Origin of the sequence: Arthrobacter sp. 2MCAF14 (assembly GCF_052115645.1) — a bacterium.
Taxonomy (GTDB): domain Bacteria; phylum Actinomycetota; class Actinomycetes; order Actinomycetales; family Micrococcaceae; genus Arthrobacter.
Map to the genome: position 1 here is coordinate 116351 of NZ_JBFRHB010000002.1, position 24535 is coordinate 140885.

Below are 24535 nucleotides of genomic sequence, written 5' to 3' on the forward strand. Positions count from 1 at the left end.
GGCTGGCTGGGAACAAAGCCGGCCCCGTTTGGGTTGGCTACAATGCTAAGAGCGCCGAATGGCGCTGTGCCTTTAAGACGCCGTCGTACATTCAGGTACTGACGCGCTAGGCACCTGAGGTTAGTTCTCAAAGGAGTTCCGTGTCTTCACATCCGATTCGTGTCGCCATTGTCGGCGTAGGTAACTGCGCCGCTTCGCTGGTCCAAGGTGTCCACTACTATCGCGATGCCGACCCCCAGGCCACGATTCCGGGTCTGATGCATGTTGAGTTCGGCAAGTACCACGTCAACGACGTCCAGTTCGTCGCTGCCTTCGACGTCGACAGCAAGAAGGTCGGCCTCGACCTCGCTGACGCCATCGGCGCCAGCGAGAACAACACCATCAAGATCGCCGACGTGCCTTCCACTGGTGTGACCGTGCAGCGCGGCCACACCCTGGACGGCCTGGGCAAGTACTACCGCGAGACCATCCTCGAGGCCCCGGAAGAGGCAGTGGACATCGTCGCCGCACTGCGCGAAGCCAAGGCCGACGTCATGGTCTGCTACCTGCCCGTTGGTTCCGAGGACGCCGCGCACTTCTACGCCCAGTGCGCCATCGACGCCGGCGTTGCCTTCGTCAACGCCTTGCCCGTCTTCATCGCGGGCACCAAGGAATGGGCCGACAAGTTCACCGCCGCCGGTGTGCCGATCGTCGGCGATGACATCAAGAGCCAGATCGGCGCCACGATCACCCACCGCGTCATGGCCAAGCTCTTCGAAGACCGCGGCGTCACGTTGGACCGCACGTACCAGCTCAACGTCGGCGGCAATATGGACTTCAAGAACATGCTGGAGCGCGACCGCCTGGAATCCAAGAAGATCTCCAAGACCCAGGCCGTGACCTCCAACGTCGAGGCCGTCCTGCACGCCGACGACGTCCATATCGGCCCGTCGGACTACGTCGCCTGGCTCGATGACCGCAAGTGGGCGTTCGTCCGCCTCGAAGGCCGCAACTTCGGCGATGCCCCGGTGTCGCTCGAGTACAAGCTTGAGGTCTGGGACTCCCCGAACTCGGCCGGCGTGATCATCGACGCCATCCGCGCCGCCAAGATCGGCCTGGACCGTGGCATCGGCGGCCCGCTGCTCTCTGCTTCAAGCTACTTCATGAAGTCCCCGCCGGAGCAGTTCAACGACGACCTCGCCCGCGAAAAGGTCGAGGCCTTCATCCGCGGCGACGTCGAGCGCTAACCCCGGCTCACCTATATCGGCTTTTGGCCGGACGCTCGCTCACGTATGCCGGGTTTTGGGTGGACGCTCGCTCACTGATAAGTGAGCGGGCGTCTGTCGTTTAACGCCGGCTCACTACACGGCGCTGGCAAAGCCGGATGCGACGGCGGGATCAACCCACGCCGATCGCAGTGCCTTCTTGATCTTCTTGGTAGCCAGCTCGAAACCATCCGCCAAATCGTCCCTGCGGAACACGAGGACGGTCCATCCGGCCGCTTCGAAGGCCTTGTTCCGGCGTCGATCACTTAGTGTCTGCGCCTCCGCGAGGTGATGGCCGCCGTCGTACTGAATGGCGACCCGCCTTTGACGGAACCCCAAATCGGCCGACGGCGAGAACGGATCGTCACTTCGCAACTTGAGTTGAAGTTCGGGTTCGGGAATTCCAGCGTCCAGCATGGCCAAGCGAAGCAGGGACTCTGGCGCCGAATCCGCGCCTACGCGCATCAGTTCGAGCGCCTGCCGGGCACGCACGACGCCCTGCAAATTTGGATGTCGCTCCACCAAGGCGTGCAGTTCTTCAAGGGTCGCGAACGGTGTGTCTCGTCCTTCCAACGCCTGGCGGGGTACGCGAATCAGCTCGTCGCCCATACAGACGAGGTCGTTCAAAGGCAGCAGCCGGGCCATGTCCAGCCAAGTGCGTGGGCGCGTGCTTATGCGTATTCCATCAACGGATTCGACCTCGTCCTCGGCCGCGATCACCCTATGCCCGATCACGCCTTTCCGACGCGCTCCAGGCACCGATCGCGGCTTGCTGAGGTGCAGTTCCGTCGAATCGGCAAGCCACGGCGGAAGGCAGGAACAGCGAAGGCGCGCTGCCGTCACATGGGAGATCCAGGCCCCTGGGGTAGCGGCCGACAGCGCACGGGCGGCGGACTCAAGATCGAAGTCCCAGTCGATCGGACGGTAGAGGCTGCGGCTGACGCGTTCGACGTCGGCGCGAAGCAGGCGGCTGCGCGGGACACCTTGGGCTTGGGCCTGGGTGAGCGTGAACGGACCTGAAAGCAGTTCAGCGGGAAGGGCAAACTCGTTTCGCATACCCGCATTGTGCCGCAAACCGACCGGCGCCCGCAGAAGTTATCCACAGGTCCGGGATTCGGCTGTAGAACTTGTCGTCCTCGTGGGCCTATAGGTGAGCGGGCGTTCCGCGAAAGTGCCCTATATGTGAGCGAGGGTCAGAAGAGGCCCACTGGATTTCCGTGGTCATCGACGTCCATCCGCATCGCGGCGGGCTCCTTCGGCAAACCGGGCATGGTCATGACTGCACCTGTCAGTGCGACAATGAAGCCCGCCCCGGTCTTGGGAATCAGCTCGCGCACGTGCACCGTGAACCCTTTGGGGGCGCCCAACTGGGAGGCGTCGTCGGTGAATGAATACTGTGTCTTTGCCATGCAAACGGGCATTCCGCCCCAGCCATTTTTCCGGATGTCCGCCAAGCGCCTGAGCGCAGGGACCGAGAACTCAACGCCGTCGGCGCCGTAGATTTCCTGTACGATCGTGCGGATCTTGTCCTCCACAGACAGGCTCAGAGGGTACAAGTGCCGGAAGTCCGACGGCGCTGCTGCCGCCACCGCCGCGGCGACCTTCGCCGCGAGCTCATCACCGCCGTCGCCCCCGCCACCTCTGCCCCAGACGTCCGCCACCGCCGCCTGCACTCCCTCCTGGGCGCACCAAGCCAGCAGCCATTCGAGCTCTTCTGTTGTGTCCGTCGCGAATTTGTTGATTGCAACAACGGGGGTGACGCCAAACTTCTCGACATTGTGCACATGCCGTTTCAAGTTCTCGACGCCGGCCGCGAGCGCCTCGACGTTGGGCTCCTTGAGAAGCTCCTTCGGGACGCCGCCCTGCATCTTCAGAGCCCTAATCGTCGCGACCACGACGACGGCCGACGGTGCCACGTCTGCGATGCGCGACTTGATGTCCATGTACTTTTCGGCACCAAGGTCGGCGCCGAATCCGGCCTCCGTGACCACAATGTCGGCGAGCTGTTGGGCCGTTCGCGTGGCGATGAGCGAGTTGCAGCCGTGCGCGATATTGGCGAACGGGCCGCCATGCACAAGGGCCGGGGTTCCTGCGATCGTCTGCACGAGATTCGGTTTGATGGCGTCCTTCAACAGCATGGTCAGCGCACCCTGGACACCGAGATCGGCCACGGTGACCGGCCGCCGGTCATAGCTGTATCCGAAAGTGATGCGGCCGAGGCGCTCGCGGAGATCATCCAAGTCCGTCGCGAGGCAGAAGACGGCCATGATTTCCGAGGCCACGGTGATGTCGAAGCCGTCCTGTCGCGGCACGCCTTGAGCGGGCCCGCCGAGGCCGATGATGACCTCGCGCAGCGAGCGGTCGTTCATATCGAGGACCCGTTTGAACGTCATACGCCGCGGATCAATGTTGAGCTCGTTGCCTTGGAATATGTGGTTGTCCACGAGGGCCATCAGGGCATTATTGGCCGAGGTGATCGCGTGGAAGTCGCCGGTGAAATGCAGGTTGATCTCGTCCATGGGAAGAACTTGTGAGTAACCGCCCCCGGTCGCGCCTCCCTTCATCCCGAGGATCGGTCCAAGGGACGGTTCGCGTAGCGCGATCATCACGCGGTGCCCGGCCCGCGCCAAGGAATCGGCGAGGCCTACCGTGGTTGTCGACTTCCCCTCACCCGCCGGGGTCGGGGACATAGCCGAGACGAGGACTATCTTGCCCGCACGTTTGGCGTCCGGGAGACGGAGCTTGGCCGGATCGATTTTCGCCTTGAACCGGCCGTACAGTTCCAACGCATCGATGTTGATCCCGGCACGCTCCGCGATCTCCTCGATGGGACGTATCGCTGCATTCTGGGCAATTTCGAGGTCGCTCAAGATCTTGTCTTCAGACATCCTTGTCCTCAACTCGGTGCGGAACACTGTCCGCGACAATCTATCAGTCGTGCCCCCATAGGTGAGCGAGAGTTTGGGGAATTGCCCCCATAGGTGAGCGGGCGTCGTCGGGATTGCCCTGATAGGTGAGCGGGCGTCGTCGGAATTGCCCTGATAGGTGAGCGAGCGTTTGGGGGATTGCCCTGATAGGTGAGCGAGCGTTTGGGGGATTGCCCTGATAGGTGAGCGCGGGTCGCCGGGAGGGGGCTTGTTTGTGAGCGAGGGTCTAGCTTGGGCGGACGAGGACAGCGCCGATGGCTGCGTGGTAGCTCTCGAGCGCGATGGCCGCCGTCCTGTGCCAGCCGAAGGCCTCCGCATGAACTGCAGCGGCACGGCCCATGTCTTCGCGGGTCCGGGGATCGTCGTAAAGGGCTTCGATGACGTCGGCCCAGCGGGAAGGATCGTGGCCGTCAACCAAAATACCCGTCCGCCCGTCGGCAACGGCACGGGACAGGCCGCCCACGTTGGTAGCGACCACCGGAGTGCCGCAGGCCTGCGCCTCCAGGGCAACAAGCCCGAACGATTCGCTGTAGGAAGGCATCACCACGACGTCGGCTGAACGGAACCAGCCCGCCAGCTTCGGCGCCTTGACCGGCGCGCGGTGCGTTACGACGTCGTCGAGCCCAGCGGCCGTGATGAAGGACTGCAGATTGAAGTCCTTGGCGCCGCTCAAGGCGCCCAGGATGGTCAGTTCGAGGTCGATGTCGGGCCGCCGCTTGCGGAGGATGCCTGCAGCCTCGATGAATACTTGCGGGCCCTTGAGCCGCTGGATGCGTCCGGCGAAGAGCAAGTGGAAACTGCCGGGCCGGACTCCAAGCTCGGCGCGGGACCGGGCCCGGAACGCGGGAGTGAACACGGTGAGGTCAACGCCCGGGGGAGCGATGTCGATGTGGTCGAAATCGGCGTCGTAGTGCGATACAAGCTCCTGGGCTTCGGCAGGAGTGTTGGCCACGAGGCGCGTGGCTCCGTCCACGATCCGCTGTTCGCCGTCTTCACGCAGGCGCGGCTCCGGCCGCTCGCCGGATTCGAGCACCAGGTTCTTGACCTTCGCCATCGTGTGCATCGTGTGGATCAGCGGCACGTTCCACAATGCGGAGAGTTCGAGGCCGGCCACGCCGGACACCCAGTAGTGCGAATGGATGGCGTCGTAACGGCCGTGCGGTTGCCGCTGCCGGATCCTCTCGACCTCGGCAACCATGGCGTGGAGGAGGTCGGGAAGTTCCTCCTTGGGCAGTTTTCGGGGCGGACCTGCCAGGACGTTGTGGACGCAGACCCCGGGCCCGGGATGTTCGACGGCGGGCTGCCCGGCGGATGTCGAACGCGTGAAGATCTCTACCTCCACGCCGAGATCAGCCAACGCCATGGCCAGCGCCCGGACGTAGACATTCATGCCGCCCGCATCGCCCGAACCCGGCTGCTCCATGGGCGAAGTATGGAGTGACAGGAAGGCCACGCGACGGATCAACGACACCGCTACCTCCTGTATCCAACGCAATTAAACAAGCTCCGCAAAGCGATAAATCCTCTGCGTCCCAGCGAAAACACTACTCCTGAGCTCCCCGGCATTGCAGCCGGGCCACCAGCGCCAGCATCGTAGGGCGGGCTGATACCGTAATGGACGTGAGCCAATCAATCAGCGAAGCAGGAGCGCCGGCGGCCGTTAGCTACGAGATCCGGCCAGCCCAGGCAAGCGACTGGCCCGGGATCTGGGCTGTCCTGGAACCCGTGATCCGTGCAGGGGAGACCTTCACCTGGGACCGCGATACTACAGAAGAAACTGCCCGGGGCAAGTGGTTCAAGGAAGCGCCCGGCCTGACCTTTGTGGCAGTGAGCGACGGCGACGTGCTGGGTACCGGTGAACTGCACGCCAACCAAGGTGGCGGCGGAAGCCACGTGGCCAACGCCGGCTACATGGTCCATGCCGATCACGGCGGGCAAGGAATCGCCCGGGCACTTTGTGCCTATTCCTTGGCTGCCGCCCGGGACGGCGGGTTCAAGGCGATGCAGTTCAACGCCGTCGTCGAAAGCAACGTCCGCGCAGTCGGACTATGGCAGTCCATGGGGTTCCGCATCCTTGCGACCATCCCCGAGGCCTTCCATCATCCGACCCTCGGCTACGTGGGGCTGCACGTCATGTACCAGGAGCTCTAAAAGCTATGCACAATCGTGGGCGCGGCGTAGTCTGCCGTGCATGGACGCAACGCCCAGGACTGGATTCGATCCCCTCGCCGCTGTCCGCGGGGATGCGCGGGAGGACGGGGTCCCTTCAGGCTGCGATCTCCTGCTGACAGGCACCGTGTTCCAAGACATTATCTTTACCGGACTGGACCGCAGCCCGGAACCCGGGACCGAAGTGTGGAGCCAAGGCATGGGGACCTGCCCCGGCGGCGTGGCCAACCAAGCCATCGCGGCTGCCCGGCTTGGGTTGCGGACCAGCCTCGCCGCGGCCTTCGGGGATGACGGATACGGGGACTTCAACTGGCGGATCCTGGAAAGCCAGGAGCACGTGGACCTCTCCCTGTCCAGGCGGTTCGAGGGCTGGCATTCTCCGGTCACCGTCTCCTTGTGCGTCGATCAGGATCGTTCCATGGTCACTCACGGCCATCCCTCGCCCATGAGCGCCTCGGAACTGATTGGCGAGCCGCCCAATGCGCTCGCCGCCGTCGCGGATCTCGGCGAGGAGCCAGAGCCCTGGATGCTGGCGGCGACGAAAGCCGGCGTCAAACTCTTCGGCGACGCCGGATGGGATCCGACGGGAGAGTGGTCTTCAAGGCGGCTGGACCAGCTCAGCAATTTCCACGCCTTCATGCCGAACCAACGGGAAGCAATGGCCTTCACCGGCAAAGACAACCCCTGGTCCGCGCTCTACACCCTCGCCGACCGCGTTCCGGTGGCTGTAGTGACGCTGGGAGCGCAAGGAGCCATGGCCGTGGATTCCGAAACCGGCGAGGAGGAGTGGGTGCCGTCCCTCCCCGTGACGGCGTACGACCCCACCGGAGCGGGCGACTGCTTCGGCGCGGCGTTTATTGTGGGCTGCCTGGCCGGATGGCCTTTGGGAGACCGGCTCCGTTTTGCCAACCTTTGCGCCTCGCTGGCGGTGCAGGAAGTGGGCGGCTCGCTCGCTGCGCCTGGTTGGGGTGACATCGCCGACTGGTGGCAGCGAGCGAACGCCCGGAGGGAGCGGCAGTCCAGCCAGTGGCTCAAACGGTTCGCTTTCCTCGAAGCCATAGTGGCGGACGTCCCGCCCGGGGCCCAACGTCGTGCAACAGCCACGATCGCCCACAACTCGGACGCCTGAGCGGCGCTTACCTCCAGTCGACCCGCTCACCCCAGTCAACCCGCACGCCGTCGCGGCACTAGAATCGTGAGGGTGACTTACGAAGCAGCTGCCAGTTTCGAGCCCACGACGAAATCGGGTTCGGCCACGGTCCTCGAACGATCAGCCGTCATCGACTTGGACGCCATCCGGCACAACGTACGCCAATTCGTGGCTATCGCCTCGCCCGCAAACGTCATGGCCGTGGTCAAGGCCGACGCCTATGGGCACGGTGCGGTGCAGGTGGCGCGGGCAGCCCTTGAAGCCGGCGCCCGATGGCTTGGCGTTGCCCATATATCGGAGGCTTTGGCGCTGCGCGCTGCTGGAATTGACGCCCCCATGCTCGCCTGGTTGCACACTACCCAAAGCAACTTCCAGGCGGCAGTTGCCGCCGGCGTCGACGTCGGCATCTCTGGCTGGGAGCTGGACGCGGTGGTCGCCGCGGCGCGCGAACAGGAACGACCGGCCCGTATCCACCTCAAGGTTGACACCGGCCTGGGGCGCAACGGCTCCACTATCGCCCAATGGGACAAATTGGTGGGCCAAGCCATGGAGTACCAGGACGAGGGCCTCCTGCGCGTGGTGGGCATCTTCTCGCACTTGGCCGTGGCCGATGAACCGCACCGTCCCGAGACCGATGAGCAGTTGGCAGCTTTCCGGGAAGCAATTGCCGTGGCCGAGGACGCCGGAGTGGACACCGAAGTGCGGCATCTGGCCAACACGCCCGCTACGCTTTCGCGCCCGGATGCCCACTTCGACCTGGTCCGCGTGGGTCTCGGACTCTACGGGCTGTCCCCATTCGAAGGACAAAACTCCGCGGAACTTGGTCTCCGCCCGGCCATGACAGTGCGCACCCTCGTTTCCAATTGCAAGCGGGTGCCCGAGGGCCAGGGGGTGTCATACGGGCTCAACTACCGTACGTCCAGCGAGAGTGCCCTGGGCCTGATCCCGCTCGGTTACGCCGACGGCGTGCCGCGCGTCGCCACCGGCGGACCGGTGCGGGTCAACGGAGTCAACTATCCCGTTGTGGGTCGGATCGCCATGGACCAGATGGTCATCGACCTTGGGAACGCGGTGACGGACGAAGCCGGTTGGCTGGGCGCCGAAGCTGTCATGTTTGGTGACGGCGCCGACGGCGGCCCGACGGCGGACGACTGGGCAGCCGCCGCGGGAACCAACAACTATGAGATTGTCACCCGGATCAGCCCACGCGTGCCGCGGATCTACATCAATGAGACTCCGGGGGCGGATGTCCGGTGAGCGGGGCCTCGATTGACCAGACCCCGTTGAGTGATGCGTTGTGGGTACGGACCGTCAAGGTCGCGACGGCGGAGCAGACACATGCTTTGGGCTCGGCGCTCGCCGGGGTCCTTGAGCCCGGTGACCTGCTGGTCCTGACGGGCGAACTCGGTGCAGGCAAGACCACCTTCGCGCAGGGACTCGGCGAAGGACTGGGCGTCCGTGCCGGCGTCATCTCGCCCACGTTTGTCCTGGTGCGCATCCACCCCAACCTGCCGGACGGGCCGCGCCCCGGCGGCCCCGATCTGGTCCACGTTGATGCTTACCGGTTGGCATCCGCCGCGGAAATCGACGACATCGACCTCGAAAACACCATGGACAACTCCGTTACAGTGGTCGAGTGGGGGCGCGAGCGCGTGGAACACCTTTCGGATAGTCGCCTGGACATCGAGATGCACCGGACGGTAGGCGGCATGGAGAGGGCGGCAACCCGCCATGAAGCAGGCCAGGACGCCGTGCTTGACTTCGACCCGGAGGACGACGACGAACCGCGCACCATCGTTTTCCGCGGCTTTGGCCCTCGTTGGAGCGCCGTGCCCGAAATACTGGAGGAGAACGCCTGATGCTGATCTTGGCCATTGATACTTCAGCCGTGGCGAGTGCGGCACTCATCTCTGACGATGCCATGGAAAGCGTGCTGGAATCTTTCGCCACCGAGGACACCCGCAGCCACGCCGAGGTCCTGGCGCCCGGCATTGAGAAGCTCCTGGCAGACGCCGGTGTAAGCGGCACGGACATCGACCTCATCGTCACCGGCGTCGGCCCTGGGCCGTTCACGGGCCTCCGGTCAGGGATTTCAACCGCCCGCACTTTGGCATTTGCCTGGAACAAACCCCTTTTCGGTCTCATGAGTCTGGATGCGATCGCATTGGAAGTGGCCGAGTCAACCGAGGCGCATGCCGAGTTCCTGGTGGCCACGGATGCGCGTCGCAAAGAGGTCTACTGGGCGCGCTACACGCTCAACGATGGCCAGCTCCCGCAACTCGTGGACGGGCCGCACGTCGGTTTCGCCTCGGAGTTGCCCGATCTCCCCGTCTTCGGTGCCGGCGGCGGCATCTACGCGGACGTGGTCAACGCGAACGAGGAATTCAGCACCACGCAGCCCGACGCGGCCTCGTTGGGCCAGTTCGCCATGGCCCTCCTGGCGGCCGGCGCGGAACTGCCGGATTCCACCCCGTTGTATTTGCGGGAATCCGACGCGCAAGTGCCGGGCCCTAGGAAGCGTGCCCTGTGAACCCCTCGTACCAGTTCAAGCTCGACGGCGTGACCTTGCGCGACATGACCGCCGACGACGTCACCGCGGTCGAGGTCCTGGAGCGCAGGCTATTCCCGGTGGACGCGTGGCCGATGCAGATGTTCTTCGATGAACTTGCCCAGGTTGATACCCGCCGCTACGTGGTAGCCGAAGCCGGCGGGCAGATTGTGGCCTACGCCGGGCTCATGTGCATCGAGCCGATCGCGGACGTTCAGACGATCGCCGTCGTGCCCGAATTCGAAGGCAGGGGAATAGGCTCCGCCATTCTCACGGAACTGATCGAAGAGGCCGGCCGGCGCGGAGCGGTGGAAGTGCTCCTGGAAGTCCGTGCCGACAATCCACGAGCGCAGGCACTCTACGTGCGGTTCGGTTTCGAGCAGATCCACGTCCGTCGGCGCTACTACCGGGACGGCACGGACGCCCTCATCATGAGGCTGACATTGACTGAAGGAACACCGGCATGAACCGCTCCCACACCATCCAGCCGCTCGTGCTGGGGATCGAGTCCTCCTGCGACGAAACCGGCGTCGGGATTGTCCGGGGCACCACGCTGCTGACCAACACGGTGTCCTCTTCGATGGATGAGCATGTCCGTTTTGGCGGCGTCATTCCGGAGATCGCCTCCCGTGCGCACCTGGACGCCTTCGTACCCACGCTGCAGGAGGCCTTGCACGAGGCAGGGGTGACGCTCGACGATATCGACGCCATCGCCGTGACCTCCGGGCCTGGCTTGGCGGGGGCGCTCATGGTGGGTGTCTGCGCGGCCAAGGCTCTCTCTGTTGCCACAGGCAAGCCGCTCTACGCGATCAACCACTTGGTGGCGCATGTCGGCGTCGGACTCCTCGACGGCGCCGGCGGCGCCGCCGGTGGCACTGGGGGACTTTCGGGCGGACGGCTGCCGGAAAACCTCGGTGCGTTGCTCGTTTCCGGCGGGCATACGGAAATCCTGCGCATCCGCAGCATCACCGACGACGTCGAGATGCTCGGCTCCACGATCGATGACGCCGCAGGGGAGGCCTACGACAAAGTGGCGAGGCTCCTGGGCCTTGGCTACCCGGGCGGACCGGCCATCGACAAACTCGCCAAGCAGGGCAACGCCAAGGCCATCCGCTTCCCGCGCGGACTTTCGCAACCCAAGTACATGGGAACCGCGGAGGAACCCGGACCCCATCGCTACGATTGGTCCTTCAGCGGCCTCAAGACCGCCGTCGCGCGCTGCGTTGAACAATTCGAAGCCCGGGGCGAGGACGTTCCCGTTGCCGATATCGCCGCCGCGTTCCAGGAGGCGGTAGTGGACGTCATCACGTCCAAGGCAGTCTTGGCCTGCCGGGAGAACGGCATCACGGATCTCCTGCTGGGCGGCGGGGTTGCAGCCAACTCCCGGCTCCGTGAGCTGACAGGGCAACGCTGCGCCGCTGCGGGGATCACTCTGCATGTTCCGCCGCTATCACTGTGCACCGACAATGGTGCCATGGTGGCGGCCTTGGGCTCGCAGCTCATCATGGCGGGAATCGCTCCCAGCGGCGTCACGTTCGCTCCGGATTCCTCCCTGCCGGTGACCACCGTTTCGGTGTAGGCGCGGGAACCCGGCGGGCGGCTATACGGCCGGAGGCTAGGCGGTCGGAACGGACCGCATTTGCTGCACGAGATCCTGGACGACCGCGTGAAGATCGCCGTCGTGCTGGGCGGCGACGCGGCGCTGGCGCTGATAGCCTGCTCCGCGGGCGATGATCTTTTCGACGTCGGCCAGTTCCGCCGAGCAACCCAGCTTTTCGGCGACAGGCGCCAGGCGCAGCAGCGTTTCCTTGAGGTGCTCGGTGACGAGCTGCTCATTGCCTTCGGCGTCGAGGATGATGATCGCTTCCATGCCGTAGCGGGCGGCGCGCCACTTGTTTTCCTGGATATGCCACGGCGGCATGGTCGGAATGCTGCCGCCGTTGTCCAGGATCGTGGAAAACTCGTCCACGAGGCATTGGGTCAGGGCTGCAACTGCGCCCACTTCCTCAAGGGTGGCCAGGCCGTCGCAAATACGCATCTCGATGGTGCCCAGATTCGGCACAGGCCGGATATCCCAGCGGATTTCAGACAGGGTGTCGATCACTCCAGTAGTGAACATGTCCTGGACATAGGACTCGTATTCGGCCCAGCTGGGGAACTGGAAAGGCAGACCGGCCGTGGGCAGTTGCTGGAACATGAGGGCGCGTTGTGACGCATAGCCGGTGTCCTCGCCGCCCCAGAACGGGCTGGAAGCGGACAACGCCTGGAAATGGGGGAAGTAGTTGACCAGCCCGTCGAGGATGGGGAGCGCCTTGTCCCTGCGGTCCAGTCCGACGTGGACGTGGACTCCATAGATGACCATTTGCCGTCCCCACCATTGGGTGCGGTCGATCAGCTTGGCATAGCGTTCTTTGTCTGAGACCGGCTGAAGCTGCGGCGGGCTGAAAGGATGGCTTCCGGCGCAGAAAAGCTCCACGCCCATGGGGTCCGTGACTTCCCTGACAGCCTGCAGCGAGCGGGCCAGGTCTTCCTTGGCTTCCTTGACGGTGTTGCACACGCCCGTGACAAGTTCCACGGTGTTCAGGAGCAATTCCCGCTTGATGTGCGGATGCTCGTCGTCCTCGTTCAAATCCGGATGCCGCGATGCAACGCCCCGCAGGACCTCATTCGCCACCGAGACCAATTCGCCGGTGCGTGCGTTGACGAGCGCAAGCTCCCATTCCACCCCCAGGGTCGACTGCCTGGATGAAGCGAAATCAATCTGCACGTGGGTCCCCTCGGTATTTGCCAAAAACGCCCTGAGCAAAGCCCGCCGTGGGGCCGTCAGCGGTTGGCTCAAGTCTAATGCAGGGGCGGTACGGTACCGCATGATGGGACCGTGAGGTAAAAAAGGAAAGCAAAGCTTTTTGCTAATGAGAATGATTTGCATCTAAGATAGTGGGCATGCACCTTTCTGTCGTCAGCTCACTGGACAGCCAATGCCGCGAAGCAGCCACCGCCAGGCTTGGGCGGACCCACCGCGATTCGGTGGTGGTCCTGCACGACCTCCTGGATGGCTCCATCGTCTTGCGAAGGATCTTCCGCAACGGCGAACTGGTGGAGCAAGCGCAAACCCCTTTGGAACACGGCTGCCTAAGCTGCACGGTCCGCCTGGATGTTGTCCCGACGGCGGAACGCCTCGCGTCCTCCGGCCATGACCACATCGTCCTGGGCCTGCCGCCCGGTGTCTCCGTGGACATGGCGGTGGCGGAACTCAAGCGCGGCCTGGGACGGCCCGCCGTCATCGACAACGCCGTGTTGGCGATCGATCCCTCCGGACTGGAAGACCACATCTGGGACAAGCACACGCTGTATGAATCCGGCTTCACGGCCATGCCCGAGGATGAGCGCACCAGCGGAGAATTTCTCATCGGGGAATTGGGCCACGCGGATACCGTCATGGTGCACGCCGGTCTTGGGGCGGAGCTGGCAGGCTTGCGCCCGGACTCAAGCGAGGCCTGGGCCCAAGGGTTGGAACTGCTCGGGCAGCTTGCGCCGCACGCCGCCGTTTCCGCGAGCGACGACGACTTCCGCCCCGGCTGCTACGACGGGGCCGAGGCTCTCGCCAGGGTTCGTCGTGGTTCCGTGAGGGTGCCGCTCGAGGAAGGGTCGGGGAGTTTCCGGACCGTGCTCCACAAAGTGGAGCGTCCCCTTCATCCAGGTCGCTTCCAGGAAGCACTGCCCAAGTTGGCCGAGGGATCCCACTGGATGCGGGGCCGATTGTGGATTGCCTCGGCGGCCAAGGTCCGGATCGCGGTGCAGGGAATCGGGCCGCGCGTCTGGCTCGAGAGCACAGGCGAGTGGCTCGCGGACGCCGGCACCGGCACCGGCCCTGTCCTCGACGGCGAGGCCCCGCAGCACGGAAAGGGACTCCCCGACGTCGACGCCGTCCTTGACTGGCATCCCCGCTTCGGCGACCGGGGTACGGTGCTGGCCGTGACTGGACGAGGGGAGGACCTCGACGCCGCCGAAATCCGGGCACTCCTGGACGGATGCGCGCTGAGCGAAGCGGAGATGCGGATCGGCTTCGCCGGACTCGAGGACCCTTTTGAACTCGAATCCACCCTTTAGCCGGGCTTCAGCCCCGGTGGAACAAACCGCAATCAAACAAGTCAAAACCCCAGAAGGAGAACCCCATGAAAGTCAGGAATTCGCTGCGTGCCCTCAAGAAGATCCCCGGCGCGCAAGTGGTCCGCCGGCGCGGCCGCACCTTTGTCATCAACAAGCTGAATCCGCGCTTCAAGGCGCGCCAAGGCTAGCTCCCCGTCTAGGCTGGGCAGAGAACCCGCTACGCGAAGGAAGCCCCGTTATGCCGATCCTCAATAAAGACATGACGCTCTGTATTTCTCTCTCTGCCCGGCCGAGCAACAACGGAACGCGTTTCCACAACTTCCTCTACGAGGCACTCGGCCTGAACTGGATCTACAAGGCCTTCGCTCCCACCGACCTTCCGAACGCGATCGCCGGCGTGCGCGGCCTGGGCATCCGCGGCTGCGCCGTCTCGATGCCCTACAAGGAAGACGTCATCGCCCTCGTCGACCGCATGGACGCTTCAGCCGCCGCTATCGACTCGGTCAACACGATCGTGAACGACGCCGGCGTACTCACGGCCTACAACACGGACTACACTGCGATCGCCCAGTTGATCGAGCGCAACGCGATCGACCCGGCGTCGTCCGTGCTGCTCCGGGGTTCCGGCGGCATGGCCAAGGCCACTGCGGCTGCCTTCCGCGACGCCGGTTTCTCCCGCGTCACGGTGGTTGCCCGGAATGAAAAGCCCGGACAAGCCCTCGCGGGGCTCTATGGCTTCGGCTGGCAGGCAGAAGTAGGGGAGTCGACGGCGGACGTGCTCGTCAACGTCACACCGATCGGCATGGCCGGTGGTCCCGAGTCCGGCTCGCTGTCCTTCCCCGAAGCAGCGGTGTCGGCCGCGCAGGTGGTGTTCGACGTCGTCGCCCTCCCTGCAGAGACGCCGCTCATCAAGGCCGGCCGCGCGGCAGGAAAGACCGTGATCAGCGGCGCCGAGGTAGCTACCATCCAGGCCCTTGAACAGTTCGTGCTCTACACGGGCATCACGCCGACGCCGGAGCAAGTGGCCGCAGCCGAGGAGTTCACGCGCGCCCAATAGGGCGCCCCAAGTCCGGGATCAGCTCAAGCAGCCGCTACCGGCTCCACCACGACAGCCACCTTTTCCTCGCCGATCCTGGTGAGGACCAAGGTGGCTGTTTTGTTGCCGCGGGCTTTAGCCGAGTTCTTTCCGGCCGGCAGCAATTGTTTCCGCAGCTCTTCGGGGGTAACGGAGGTGCCGCGTTTCTTGATGTCCAGGACGCCGACGCCGTTGGCCTTCACCCAGGCTTTGAGTGCCTTGACGTTCAGCGGCATGACTTCCAAAACTTTGTAGGCGCGGGCGAACGGGGTCTCCACCAGTTCCGGAGCGCAAATGTAGGCAATGTGTAGGTCCACCAGGTGGCCACCGAGCCGGAGCGCGACGTCGGCCACCAGGCCCGCGCGGATCACCGCGCCATCCGGTTCGTAAAGGTATCCCTCCACGGGCCCGACATCGGGCACCGGGCCGCCGTCGAAATCTTCGCCGCTGGTGATCTCGGCGGCGCCCTGTGGCCCGAGCACCAGGGCAGCGCGGCGGATGCCGGGACGGGCGACGTCGTTGAACCACAGCGTGACTTCCGTGACGTCCCCTCCCACCGAGATCCACTGTGCCTCGCAGCCGGTTGGAACCGATTCGTGCGGCATTCCGGGACCCATTTTGACCCCGACGGACTTGCCCGTGGCGGCCAATGATTCAACGAAGGACAACGGCGGCGAGAACGCCTCGGGGTCCCAGATCCTTTTGGTTCCCGACGACGACGTCGTGCGTCGCGCCGGATCGAGCCACACGCCGTCGACCCCGTCGAGGGGCACCGAGGTTGCGTCGGAGTGCACTACCGTCGCGTGCGGGAAAGGAATGAGGTTGATGGTGGCGCAGGCTGCGGTGGTCTCGTCGAGTTCCACGGCGGTGACCTTGATGTCCATGGAGGCCATGGCCATGGAATCTGCTCCAAGCCCGCAGCCGAGGTCCGCGACGTGCTGCGTGCCGGCGTTGGCGAAGCGTTCGGCATGCCTGGCCGCAACATTGAGCCGGGTGGCCTGCTCCAGGCCGGCCTGGGTGAAGAGCATCTGCCGGGCGAATTCGCCGAACTTGGCCTCGGCCCGGGTGCGGAGCCTGGATTGGGTGAGGACGGCGGCAACGAGCGCAGGGGAGTGGCCGTCTTTGCGCAGGCGGGCATTCAGGGCGAAGGCTTCGTCATCGCGGTACGGTCCCAAGGACGCCAGCAGTTCCCAACCTTCCGTTGTCAGCAAGGGGGCGATCTGTTCCTGGGGTGTGTCAGCCATGGGAACTAGCCTAGTGCTCGCCCGTCATACGGGGTCGGGAGGGATCCGGGAGCGCTCGGGCGGATAGGGTTGATGCCATGGAAGACAACCCAGTACGCCAGCCTGACGACGCCAATGGATCTCCCTCTGTCCCCGATAAACGTCCCTTCGCCGGAAATCTCTCCAAGTATGCCCGTCCTGCGCTCATCGTGGGTGCCTTGATTGCCATTGTCTGCATCGCGCTGTTGATCATTATTTTCTTCCTAGACTCGTTCAACGCGGCCACCTACTCCATGACCGGAAAGAGCGTCCAGGACGCCACGGATGAGGCCCGGGACATCCGTGACACCTACACCGGTGCCCGCATCGGAGCGATCGTCGGGCTGGTGGTGTTCGGCGTCGTCGCGCTCGCGAGCGGCGTAGTGCTCTATCTGAACCGCGGAACCGCGCAGACGGAAGAGTACGACGACGGCGAGGACGTTGACTTCGACGACCTCGCCGGGCAATAAGCGTGTGAGCCGGAAGCCGCCATTGGACGTTCACCCGTGACGGAATTCTGGCACTCGCCTTGACCGAGTGCTAATGCTTACATAGAGTCTTGATTAGCACTCTCCCTAGGCGGGTGCTAATCATGCCGCCAGGCACTTACCGGCACCGCGACGACGGTAAGCCCGCCACGGCACCCCTGGTTTGATAGTCCATGTACTACCTCACGTAAAGGAGAGATCCGAGTGTCGGTCTCCATTAAGCCTCTCGAGGATCGCATTGTTGTCCGCCCGCTCGAAGCAGAGCAGACCACGGCTTCCGGCCTGGTCATCCCGGACACTGCACAGGAAAAGCCGCAGGAAGGCGAAGTTGTTGCAGTTGGCCCCGGCCGCTTCGATGACAACGGCAACCGCGTGCCCGTCGACGTAACCGTCGGCGACGTCGTCATCTACTCCAAGTACGGCGGAACTGAAGTCAAGACCGGCGGCAACGAATACCTCGTTCTGTCCGCCCGCGACGTTCTGGCGATCGTCGTTAAGTAATTCCCTGGATCCCGCATCGCAGATCAAGTCGGACTTCTTCCGGTCGAATCAGCGGTGCGGGTTTTCCGTCTTGAAAGGACACAACCATGGCAAAGCAGCTTGCGTTTAACGACGCTGCCCGTCGCTCGCTCGAAGCAGGCATTGACAAGCTCGCCAACACCGTCAAGGTCACCCTTGGCCCGCGTGGCCGCAACGTCGTTCTGGACAAGAAGTGGGGAGCTCCCACCATCACCAACGACGGCGTGACGATCGCCCGCGAAGTCGAACTCGACGACCCGTATGAGAACCTTGGTGCGCAGCTGGCCAAGGAAGTCGCCACCAAGACCAATGACGTCGCAGGCGACGGCACCACCACGGCCACCGTACTGGCACAGGCACTCGTCAAGGAAGGCCTGCGCAACGTTGCCGCCGGAGCCGCCCCGGGCGAAATCAAGCGCGGCATCGAGGTTTCGGTCCAGGCCGTGGCTGCCCGCCTTCTTGAGAACGCCCGCGAAGTAGAAGGCACCCAGGTTGCCAGCGTTGCCGCGATCTCCGCCCAGAGCGATGAGGTTGGCGAGCTCCTTGCCGAGGCTTTCGGCAAGGTCGGCAAGGATGGTGTCATCACCATCGAAGAGTCCTCCACCACGCAGACCGAACTGGTCCTCACCGAGGGCATGCAGTTCGACAAGGGTTACCTTTCCCCGTACTTCGTCACTGACGCGGAACGCCAGGAAGCTGTTCTGGAAGACGCGCTCATCCTGATCAACCAGGGCAAGATCTCCTCGCTGCAGGAATTCCTGCCGCTCCTCGAGAAGGCCCTGCAGGCTGCCAAGCCGCTCTTCATCATTGCCGAGGACATCGACGGCGAGGCACTGTCCACGCTGATCGTGAACCGTATCCGTGGCACCCTGAACGTCGTTGCCGTCAAGGCTCCGGGCTTCGGTGACCGCCGCAAGGCCATGCTGCAGGACATTGCCACGCTGACCGGCGCACAGGTTGTCTCCCCGGAGCTCGGCCTGTCCCTCGACCAGGTTGGCCTCGAGGTCCTCGGCAGCGCCCGCCGGATCACCGTCACCAAGGACAACACCACCATCGTTGACGGCACCGGCACTCCCGAGGACGTCGCAGCCCGCGTCGCCCAGATCCGTGCAGAGCTGACCCGCACCGACTCCGATTGGGACCGGGAAAAGCTGCAGGAAAGGCTCGCAAAGCTGGCAGGCGGCATCGGCGTGATCAAGGTCGGCGCAGCCACCGAGGTCGAGCTCAAGGAAAAGAAGCACCGTATCGAGGACGCAGTGTCCTCCACGCGTGCTGCCCTTGAAGAAGGCATCGTCTCCGGCGGTGGCTCCGCTCTCATCCACGCCCTCAAGGCACTGGACGAGGACGCTGCCGTCAAGGCACTGGAAGGCGACGCGGCTGCTGCCGTCGGCATCGTCCGCCGGGCCCTGACCCAGCCGCTTCGCTGGATCGCCCAGAACGCCGGCTTCGACGGCTACGTCGTCGTCGCCAAGGTTGCCGAGCTGGAAGACAACCACGGCTTCAACGCGAAGTCCGGTGTGTACGAGGACCTGATCGCCGCCGGCGTGATCGACCCCGTCAAGGTCACCCGCTCCGCGCTTCAGAACGCCGCATCCATCGCAGCCCTGGTTCTCACCACCGAGACCCTGGTTGTCGAGAAGCCGGCCGAGGAAGACGAGCACGCAGGTCACAGCCACTAATCCTGGTTGCTTGATGCGCGAGGCCCGGTCCCCTTTGGGGCCGGGCCTCCTGCATTTGGCTCGCCGTTTCGGCGCAGACGGGCCCACAGTTGGTACCGGGCAATCACCCTGTGAACGCCCAGCTAGGTATGGCTCAATTGAAGGATGGGTGCTCTTCGGATGAATTTTCGATTGGCATTGAACATTACGAATCAGTAAGATTTATGGTTCGATCTAGGTCATTGAGGGGCATTGTGGTGTCAACTGTGCAAACGGCAGCTTCTATCAAGGGGCAGAGTCGTTCCAGTATCACCAGCCGAAAGTCAAAGTTCCGCCCCGAAATTCAAGGCCTGCGCTCGCTTGCTGTGCTCATGGTGGTGTCCTACCACGTGTGGTTCGGCCGCGTTTCCGGCGGCGTCGATGTTTTCCTCTTGGTCTCTGCTTTCTTGATGACACTGCAGTTCACAAGCCGTTATGAGCAGGGCCGCCCCATGGACCTGCTGAGGCACTGGCTTCACCTGTTCCGCAGGCTGCTTCCGGCCACTGTGGTCGTTCTGCTGGGTACATTGGCCGCAATTTTCGTGGTGCTCCCCAAGACCCGTTGGGCGGCTTTGGTTGACCAGGTCTGGGCATCGCTTTTCTACGTCCAGAACTGGCTACTTCAGCGGGAGGCAGTCAACTACTACGCCGCTGATCATAGCCAGGCGAGTCCGCTCCAGCATTTCTGGTCGCTATCGATCCAAGCCCAGGTCTTCATCCTGTGGCCGGTCATTTTCGCGCTCGTCGCCCTGGCTTGTAAAAAGTACCGCCTTCGGTATCGTGTCGCATTGTTGTACGTATTTGGCCTGCTCTTCGCGGTCTCGCTCACCTATTCAGTCATTGCGACCGCAACCGACCAGACGACTGCCTATTTCGACACGTTTGCCAGGCTGTGGGAGTTCGCCATAGGAACGCTGGTTGCCCTCAGCCTGCCGGCGTTGAGGTTCTCGAAGCCCGTCCGCGTGATGATGGGCTGGGTGGGCATTCTGGCAATGTTGAGCTGTGGGATCGTGCTCCAGGTCCAGACGGCTTTCCCTGGCTTCGTGGCCCTCTGGCCCACCCTGGCGGCGGCCTGCGTTATTGTTGCCGGCCAGACGGGCAGCCGTTTCGGTGTTGACCGGATCCTGAGCTCCAAGCCTCTCGTACGCCTGGGCGACAACTCCTACGCGTTGTATCTGTGGCATTGGCCGCTGCTGGTCATCTCTCTCATCTGGACCGGCAAAGACCAGGCCGGGTGGCTCTCGGGGACTGTGATCATTGCGGCCGCCCTGGTTTTGGCTTTCCTCACCACAAAGTTCGTCGAGAAGCCGTTGCGGGAGTGGAAATGGCCGGAAGTGAACCGGCGGCGTGCCGCCATTGCGATGGTCGCCTGCTTGGCAGTTGCCGTTGTTCCGTTGCTCGCATTCAATGTGCAGCAGTACGTGAGCGCCAAAATTGCGATGGCCCAGGCGGAAAAGGACAACCCGGGCGCTGCCGCCTTGGTGCCCGGCTATGTTAACGAAGTCAGCCCGAAAGCAGCTCTCCTTCCTACCCCGGAAAAATTGCCACAGGACTGGGCGGGCCTGTCCGACCACTGCAGCGGGGATCTGAAGCCTGCCTCGAACATCCTCCAGCCGGGGTGTAATCAAAACAGTCAACCCGCTGGATCGGACCGCACCATCCTGGCGCTGGGTGACTCGCATGCGCAGCAGTGGTTGGCGGCATTGGCTCCTTTGGCAGAACAAGAGCAATGGCGCCTGTACAACCTGCTGCTCGGCGGCTGTCCGTTCACGGTGGACACCTCGGGACTGAGCTCGGAATGCAAGGATTTTGATGACGCCGTTCACCAGCAAATCGACGAGCACCCGCCGAGCGCCGTGTTCCTCGTGGGAACTGCAGCCGTTCCATCGTCACCTGATGAAAAATTGACCGTCGGGTTTGAAGACACCGTGAAGATGCTCACAGACAAAGGCATATCCGTCATTGCCGTTCGTGACAACCCGAGGTTCGACTTCAACATGGCAGACTGCGTCGTGACCAAAGGACAGCACAACCCCGACTGCAATCCCGGCGAGGCCCAGCTGCTTTCGCCCCAAAACCCACTCGCATCACTTCAAGGCAGGTACGTCGGCTTGTCCATACTGGACATGACCGATCTGATTTGTAACGGCGGCGAATGCCCTGGCGTTGTAGGTAACACCTTTGTCTACTTGGACAACAACCACCTCTCCAAGACCTATGTTGCGAGCATGGCGCCCATGTTCAGGGACCGGTGGCTGGCCGCGACCGGATGGAGCTAGCCGGCCCGAGCTAGGCTGTCGAGCGGCTCGACGGCTGGTGCCGGGTGCTGTTGCTCACATTGCCCTCGCGGAATATGGGGATCGGCGGCGAGGTTCTACTATTTATTCAGAACCTTTCTGCACAGGCCAGTCCCGTAATGACGGGCTGGTCATCAGCTGCAACCCCTACCAGAGCAACCCCCAAGAACCAAGGTAAGAGGCGCACTCATGACCCAGCCCGAACACGATCCCTTTGGCTTTGTTGGCCTGACCTACGACGACGTCCTGCTGCTGCCGGGGCACACCAACGTCATTCCGTCCGAGGCTGACACTTCCTCCCGGATCTCCAAGCGAATTTCGGTCCAGACCCCGTTGCTTTCGGCCGCCATGGACACCGTCACCGAGTCCCGCATGGCCATCGCCATGGCCCGGCAGGGCGGCCTTGGCGTCATCCACCGCAACTTGTCCATCGAAGACCAGGCCGACCACGTCGACCGCGTCAAGCGCTCCGAGTCCGGGATGATCACCAACCCCCTGACCATCCACCCGGAAGCCACCCTTCAGGAACTGGACGAACTGTGTTCGCGTTACCGGGTTTCCGGCCTGCCTGTCATCGACCCCGATGGCCGGCTGCTGGGTATTGTCACCAACCGCGACACACGCTTCGTGCCGGAGTCCGACTTCCCGCTGCGGCTGGTCAGCGACGTCATGACCAAGATGCCGCTCATCACGGGCCACGTAGGCATCAGCCGCGAAGAGGCCTCGCACAAGCTGGCCACCAACAAGATCGAGAAACTGCCCCTCGTTGACGAGCAGGGTCGCCTCAAGGGCCTCATCACCACCAAGGACTTCACGAAGGCCGAGCAGTACCCGCTCGCGACGAAGGACGAGGAAGGCCGACTCCGCGTCGGCGCCGCCATCGGGTTCTTCGGCGATGGCTGGGAACGGGCCATGACCCTGATCGACGCCGGCGTCGACGCACTGTTCGTGGACACCGCCAACGGCCACTCGCAGGGTGTCCTGGACCTGATCACGCGCCTGAAGTCGGACCCCGTTGCTGCCCACGTTGACATCATCGGTGGCCAGGCCGCCACCCGTGAAGGCGCCCAGGCACTGATCGACGCCGGTGCCGATGGCATCAAGGTGGGCGTGGGCCCGGGCTCCATTTGCACCACCCGCGTTGTTGCCGGTGTGGGCGTCCCCCAGATCACGGCCATCTACGAGTCCTCGAAGGCGGCCATCCCTGCCGGTGTTCCGCTGATCGCGGACGGCGGCCTGCAGTACTCGGGCGATATCGGCAAGGCCCTCGTGGCCGGCGCCGACACCGTCATGCTCGGCTCTTTGCTGGCTGGCTGCGACGAGTCGCCCGGTGAGCTGATCTTTGTGAACGGCAAGCAGTTCAAGAGCTACCGCGGCATGGGTTCCCTGGGTGCCATGCAGTCCCGTGGCAAGAACACGTCCTACTCGAAGGACCGCTATTTCCAGGCGGATGTTTCCGGTGATGACAAGCTCATCCCGGAAGGCATCGAAGGCCGCGTCGCATATCGCGGGCCGCTCTCCTCGGTGGCATACCAGCTGGTCGGCGGCCTGCGCCAGACCATGTTCTACACGGGTGCTCCGACCATCGCCGAACTCAAAGCACGCGGTAAGTTCGTCCGCATCACTGCGGCCGGGCTCAAGGAGTCCCACCCGCACGACATCCAGATGACCGTCGAGGCTCCGAACTACGGTTCCCGCTAGGCGTAATTCCTGTCCTAGGCAGTCCGAAGCGAGCCCGCCACCTCCCTCATGGAGGTGGCGGGCTCGCTCGTTTATGAGGCATTGCCTGCCGCCATGGTGTGCGTCACCCTGCCGGTACATCGCGCCGCACTGGGATAACCTAGAGCAGTGACTTACGAGATTGAGATTGGCCGTGGCAAGCGTGGGCGTCGTGCCTACTCCCTGGATGACATCGCGATCGTCCCCAACCGCCGGACGCGCGACCCCAAGGACGTTTCCGTCTCATGGCAGATTGATGCCTACAAGTTTGAGATGCCAGTGATCGCCGCACCCATGGACTCCGCGATGTCGCCTGAAACGGCCATCGCCCTTGGCCGGCTGGGCGGCCTGGGCGTCCTGGACCTTGAGGGCTTGTGGACTCGGTACGAGGATCCCCAGTCCGTGCTGGACGAAATCTCTGCCCTTGCGGATGAAACGGCCAGCCCGACAGTCACACGGCGCATGCAGGAGCTCTACAAAGCGCCCATTCAGCCCGAACTGATCACCACGAGGCTTGCGGAAATCCGAGCATCGGGGGTGACGGTGGCCGGCTCGCTGACACCGCAGCGCACCCAGGAGCACTACAAGACCGTGGTGGCCGCCGGCGTAGACATTTTCGTCATTCGCGGCACCACCGTCTCGGCCGAACACGTCTCCAAGAATCATGAGCCCCTGAACCTCAAGCAGTTCATCTACGAACTCGACGTTCCGGTGATCGTCGGCGGGGCCGCCGGCTACACCCCGGCCCTGCACCTCATGCGTACCGGAGCGGCCGGCGTCCTGGTGGGCTTCGGCGGCGGCGCAACGACCACTACGCGCCGTGCGCTCGGTATCCATTCGCCGATGGCTTCCGCCATTTCCGACGTCGCTGCCGCCCGCCGCGACTACATGGATGAGTCCGGTGGTCGGTACGTGCACGTGATCGCCGACGGCGGCATGGGTTCTTCGGGTGACATCGTCAAAGCCATCGCCATGGGCGCCGACGCCGTCATGCTCGGCAGCGCTTTGGCCCGTGCAGAAGAAGCCCCGGGCAAGGGCTGGCACTGGGGCCAGGAAGCCCACCACCTTGAGCTGCCCCGCGGCGACAGGGTCAATGTCGGCACCGTGGGTCCCCTCGAAGAAGTGCTCTTCGGGCCGGGCCACCACACCAACGGCACCTCCAACCTGATTGGCGCGCTTCGCCGTTCCATGGCGACCACGGGCTATTCGGACCTGAAGGAGTTCCAGCGGGTCGACGTCGTCGTCTCGCCTTACTCCGGCGGGTAGCTCCCGCTCGGGCCGCTGTAGCGCTCGCGCGAAACCCTGCCCAAGCCGCTGGACAAGAAGTAGT

At 63.8% G+C, this 24535-nt stretch carries 22 protein-coding genes; 17 read left to right on the forward strand and 5 right to left on the reverse strand.

What is annotated here, in order from left to right:
- The first annotated feature begins 140 nt into the window (after positions 1-140).
- Positions 141-1226: an inositol-3-phosphate synthase gene (locus tag AB4074_RS02430; protein ID WP_441411922.1), complete on the forward strand. Its 1086-nt coding sequence runs from the start codon at positions 141-143 to the stop codon at positions 1224-1226.
- 114 nt (positions 1227-1340) lie between these two features.
- Here AB4074_RS02430 and AB4074_RS02435 read toward each other — a convergent pair whose 3' ends face one another.
- The 3 genes from AB4074_RS02435 to mshA form a co-directional block, all read right to left on the reverse strand.
- Positions 1341-2300, reverse strand: coding sequence for a DUF559 domain-containing protein (locus AB4074_RS02435; protein WP_441411923.1), 960 nt, complete (start codon positions 2298-2300; stop codon positions 1341-1343).
- A gap of 137 nt (positions 2301-2437) precedes the next feature.
- Complete coding sequence (locus AB4074_RS02440; RefSeq protein WP_441411924.1) at positions 2438-4132, reverse strand: formate--tetrahydrofolate ligase; 1695 nt, start codon at positions 4130-4132, stop codon at positions 2438-2440.
- Between the two features lie 265 nt (positions 4133-4397).
- Positions 4398-5642: a D-inositol-3-phosphate glycosyltransferase gene (gene mshA, locus AB4074_RS02445; RefSeq protein ID WP_441411925.1), complete on the reverse strand. Its 1245-nt coding sequence runs from the start codon at positions 5640-5642 to the stop codon at positions 4398-4400.
- Positions 5643-5785: 143 nt separating this feature from the next.
- On the opposite strand from mshA, the gene AB4074_RS02450 reads away from it, so the two are divergent.
- The 7 genes from AB4074_RS02450 to tsaD all read left to right on the forward strand — a co-directional run bounded on the left by AB4074_RS02450 (position 5786) and on the right by tsaD (position 11617).
- Positions 5786-6322 (forward strand): GNAT family N-acetyltransferase, encoded by a 537-nt coding sequence (locus AB4074_RS02450; protein ID WP_441411926.1) that lies wholly within the window; start codon positions 5786-5788, stop codon positions 6320-6322.
- A gap of 40 nt (positions 6323-6362) precedes the next feature.
- Positions 6363-7469: a carbohydrate kinase family protein gene (locus AB4074_RS02455; RefSeq protein WP_441411927.1), complete on the forward strand. Its 1107-nt coding sequence runs from the start codon at positions 6363-6365 to the stop codon at positions 7467-7469.
- Positions 7470-7541: 72 nt separating this feature from the next.
- Positions 7542-8747, forward strand: coding sequence for an alanine racemase (gene alr, locus AB4074_RS02460; protein ID WP_441411928.1), 1206 nt, complete (start codon positions 7542-7544; stop codon positions 8745-8747).
- Between the two features lie 26 nt (positions 8748-8773).
- On the forward strand, positions 8774-9349 hold the full coding sequence (gene tsaE, locus AB4074_RS02465; protein ID WP_441412137.1) for a tRNA (adenosine(37)-N6)-threonylcarbamoyltransferase complex ATPase subunit type 1 TsaE: 576 nt from the start codon (positions 8774-8776) through the stop codon (positions 9347-9349).
- Positions 9349-10020, forward strand: a complete 672-nt coding sequence (gene tsaB, locus AB4074_RS02470; protein ID WP_441411929.1) for a tRNA (adenosine(37)-N6)-threonylcarbamoyltransferase complex dimerization subunit type 1 TsaB — start codon at positions 9349-9351, stop codon at positions 10018-10020. The genes tsaE and tsaB overlap by 1 nt, the downstream gene beginning before the upstream one ends.
- Before the next feature lie 44 nt (positions 10021-10064).
- Positions 10065-10505: a ribosomal protein S18-alanine N-acetyltransferase gene (gene rimI / locus AB4074_RS02475; RefSeq protein ID WP_441412138.1), complete on the forward strand. Its 441-nt coding sequence runs from the start codon at positions 10065-10067 to the stop codon at positions 10503-10505.
- Positions 10502-11617, forward strand: a complete 1116-nt coding sequence (gene tsaD / locus AB4074_RS02480; protein WP_441411930.1) for a tRNA (adenosine(37)-N6)-threonylcarbamoyltransferase complex transferase subunit TsaD — start codon at positions 10502-10504, stop codon at positions 11615-11617. Before rimI ends, tsaD begins: the two co-directional genes overlap by 4 nt.
- A 36-nt stretch (positions 11618-11653) precedes the next feature.
- On the opposite strand, the gene AB4074_RS02485 is transcribed toward tsaD, so the two are convergent.
- On the reverse strand, positions 11654-12805 hold the full coding sequence (locus AB4074_RS02485) for a glutamate--cysteine ligase (protein WP_441411931.1): 1152 nt from the start codon (positions 12803-12805) through the stop codon (positions 11654-11656).
- 176 nt (positions 12806-12981) lie between these two features.
- On the opposite strand from AB4074_RS02485, the gene AB4074_RS02490 reads away from it, so the two are divergent.
- From AB4074_RS02490 to AB4074_RS02500, 3 genes are all read left to right on the forward strand, one after another.
- On the forward strand, positions 12982-14148 hold the full coding sequence (locus tag AB4074_RS02490) for a GTP-binding protein (protein ID WP_441411932.1): 1167 nt from the start codon (positions 12982-12984) through the stop codon (positions 14146-14148).
- A gap of 65 nt (positions 14149-14213) precedes the next feature.
- Positions 14214-14336 carry a type B 50S ribosomal protein L36 gene (gene ykgO, locus AB4074_RS02495; protein WP_184740519.1) on the forward strand — a complete coding sequence of 41 codons (123 nt, stop codon included), beginning with the start codon at positions 14214-14216 and terminating at the stop codon, positions 14334-14336.
- 50 nt (positions 14337-14386) lie between these two features.
- Entirely contained in the window at positions 14387-15205 is an 819-nt protein-coding gene (locus AB4074_RS02500) for a shikimate 5-dehydrogenase (RefSeq protein ID WP_441411933.1), read from the forward strand.
- Between the two features lie 23 nt (positions 15206-15228).
- Here AB4074_RS02500 and AB4074_RS02505 read toward each other — a convergent pair whose 3' ends face one another.
- Positions 15229-16467: a THUMP-like domain-containing protein gene (locus AB4074_RS02505; protein WP_441411934.1), complete on the reverse strand. Its 1239-nt coding sequence runs from the start codon at positions 16465-16467 to the stop codon at positions 15229-15231.
- Between the two features lie 77 nt (positions 16468-16544).
- On the opposite strand from AB4074_RS02505, the gene AB4074_RS02510 reads away from it, so the two are divergent.
- The 6 genes from AB4074_RS02510 to AB4074_RS02535 all read left to right on the forward strand — a co-directional run bounded on the left by AB4074_RS02510 (position 16545) and on the right by AB4074_RS02535 (position 24471).
- Entirely contained in the window at positions 16545-16955 is a 411-nt protein-coding gene (locus tag AB4074_RS02510; RefSeq protein ID WP_441411935.1) for a hypothetical protein, read from the forward strand.
- Between the two features lie 222 nt (positions 16956-17177).
- Positions 17178-17474 carry a co-chaperone GroES gene (groES, locus tag AB4074_RS02515; RefSeq protein WP_028265041.1) on the forward strand — a complete coding sequence of 99 codons (297 nt, stop codon included), beginning with the start codon at positions 17178-17180 and terminating at the stop codon, positions 17472-17474.
- 86 nt (positions 17475-17560) lie between these two features.
- The gene (gene groL, locus AB4074_RS02520) at positions 17561-19171 is read left to right on the forward strand and encodes a chaperonin GroEL (protein ID WP_441411936.1); all 1611 of its coding nucleotides are present in this window, start codon (positions 17561-17563) and stop codon (positions 19169-19171) included.
- Positions 19172-19407: 236 nt separating this feature from the next.
- Positions 19408-21468 carry an acyltransferase family protein gene (locus AB4074_RS02525; RefSeq protein ID WP_441411937.1) on the forward strand — a complete coding sequence of 687 codons (2061 nt, stop codon included), beginning with the start codon at positions 19408-19410 and terminating at the stop codon, positions 21466-21468.
- Between the two features lie 207 nt (positions 21469-21675).
- A complete protein-coding gene (gene guaB / locus AB4074_RS02530; protein ID WP_236812187.1) occupies positions 21676-23187 on the forward strand; it encodes an IMP dehydrogenase in 1512 nt (503 codons plus the stop codon).
- 147 nt (positions 23188-23334) lie between these two features.
- Complete coding sequence (locus tag AB4074_RS02535) at positions 23335-24471, forward strand: GuaB3 family IMP dehydrogenase-related protein (protein ID WP_437771008.1); 1137 nt, start codon at positions 23335-23337, stop codon at positions 24469-24471.
- Positions 24472-24535: the final 64 nt, after the last annotated feature.

Coding starts and splice junctions, on each gene's coding strand:
- AB4074_RS02435 (WP_441411923.1), bottom strand. CDS start 2,300: ATGCGAAACGAGTTTGCCCTTCCCGCTGAACTGCTTTCAGGTCCGTTC.
- AB4074_RS02440 (WP_441411924.1), bottom strand. CDS start 4,132: ATGTCTGAAGACAAGATCTTGAGCGACCTCGAAATTGCCCAGAATGCA.
- AB4074_RS02450 (WP_441411926.1), top strand. CDS start 5,786: ATGGACGTGAGCCAATCAATCAGCGAAGCAGGAGCGCCGGCGGCCGTT.
- AB4074_RS02455 (WP_441411927.1), top strand. CDS start 6,363: ATGGACGCAACGCCCAGGACTGGATTCGATCCCCTCGCCGCTGTCCGC.
- tsaB (WP_441411929.1), top strand. CDS start 9,349: ATGCTGATCTTGGCCATTGATACTTCAGCCGTGGCGAGTGCGGCACTC.
- rimI (WP_441412138.1), top strand. CDS start 10,065: ATGACCGCCGACGACGTCACCGCGGTCGAGGTCCTGGAGCGCAGGCTA.
- tsaD (WP_441411930.1), top strand. CDS start 10,502: ATGAACCGCTCCCACACCATCCAGCCGCTCGTGCTGGGGATCGAGTCC.
- AB4074_RS02490 (WP_441411932.1), top strand. CDS start 12,982: ATGCACCTTTCTGTCGTCAGCTCACTGGACAGCCAATGCCGCGAAGCA.
- ykgO (WP_184740519.1), top strand. CDS start 14,214: ATGAAAGTCAGGAATTCGCTGCGTGCCCTCAAGAAGATCCCCGGCGCG.
- AB4074_RS02500 (WP_441411933.1), top strand. CDS start 14,387: ATGCCGATCCTCAATAAAGACATGACGCTCTGTATTTCTCTCTCTGCC.
- AB4074_RS02505 (WP_441411934.1), bottom strand. CDS start 16,467: ATGGCTGACACACCCCAGGAACAGATCGCCCCCTTGCTGACAACGGAA.
- AB4074_RS02510 (WP_441411935.1), top strand. CDS start 16,545: ATGGAAGACAACCCAGTACGCCAGCCTGACGACGCCAATGGATCTCCC.
- groL (WP_441411936.1), top strand. CDS start 17,561: ATGGCAAAGCAGCTTGCGTTTAACGACGCTGCCCGTCGCTCGCTCGAA.
- guaB (WP_236812187.1), top strand. CDS start 21,676: ATGACCCAGCCCGAACACGATCCCTTTGGCTTTGTTGGCCTGACCTAC.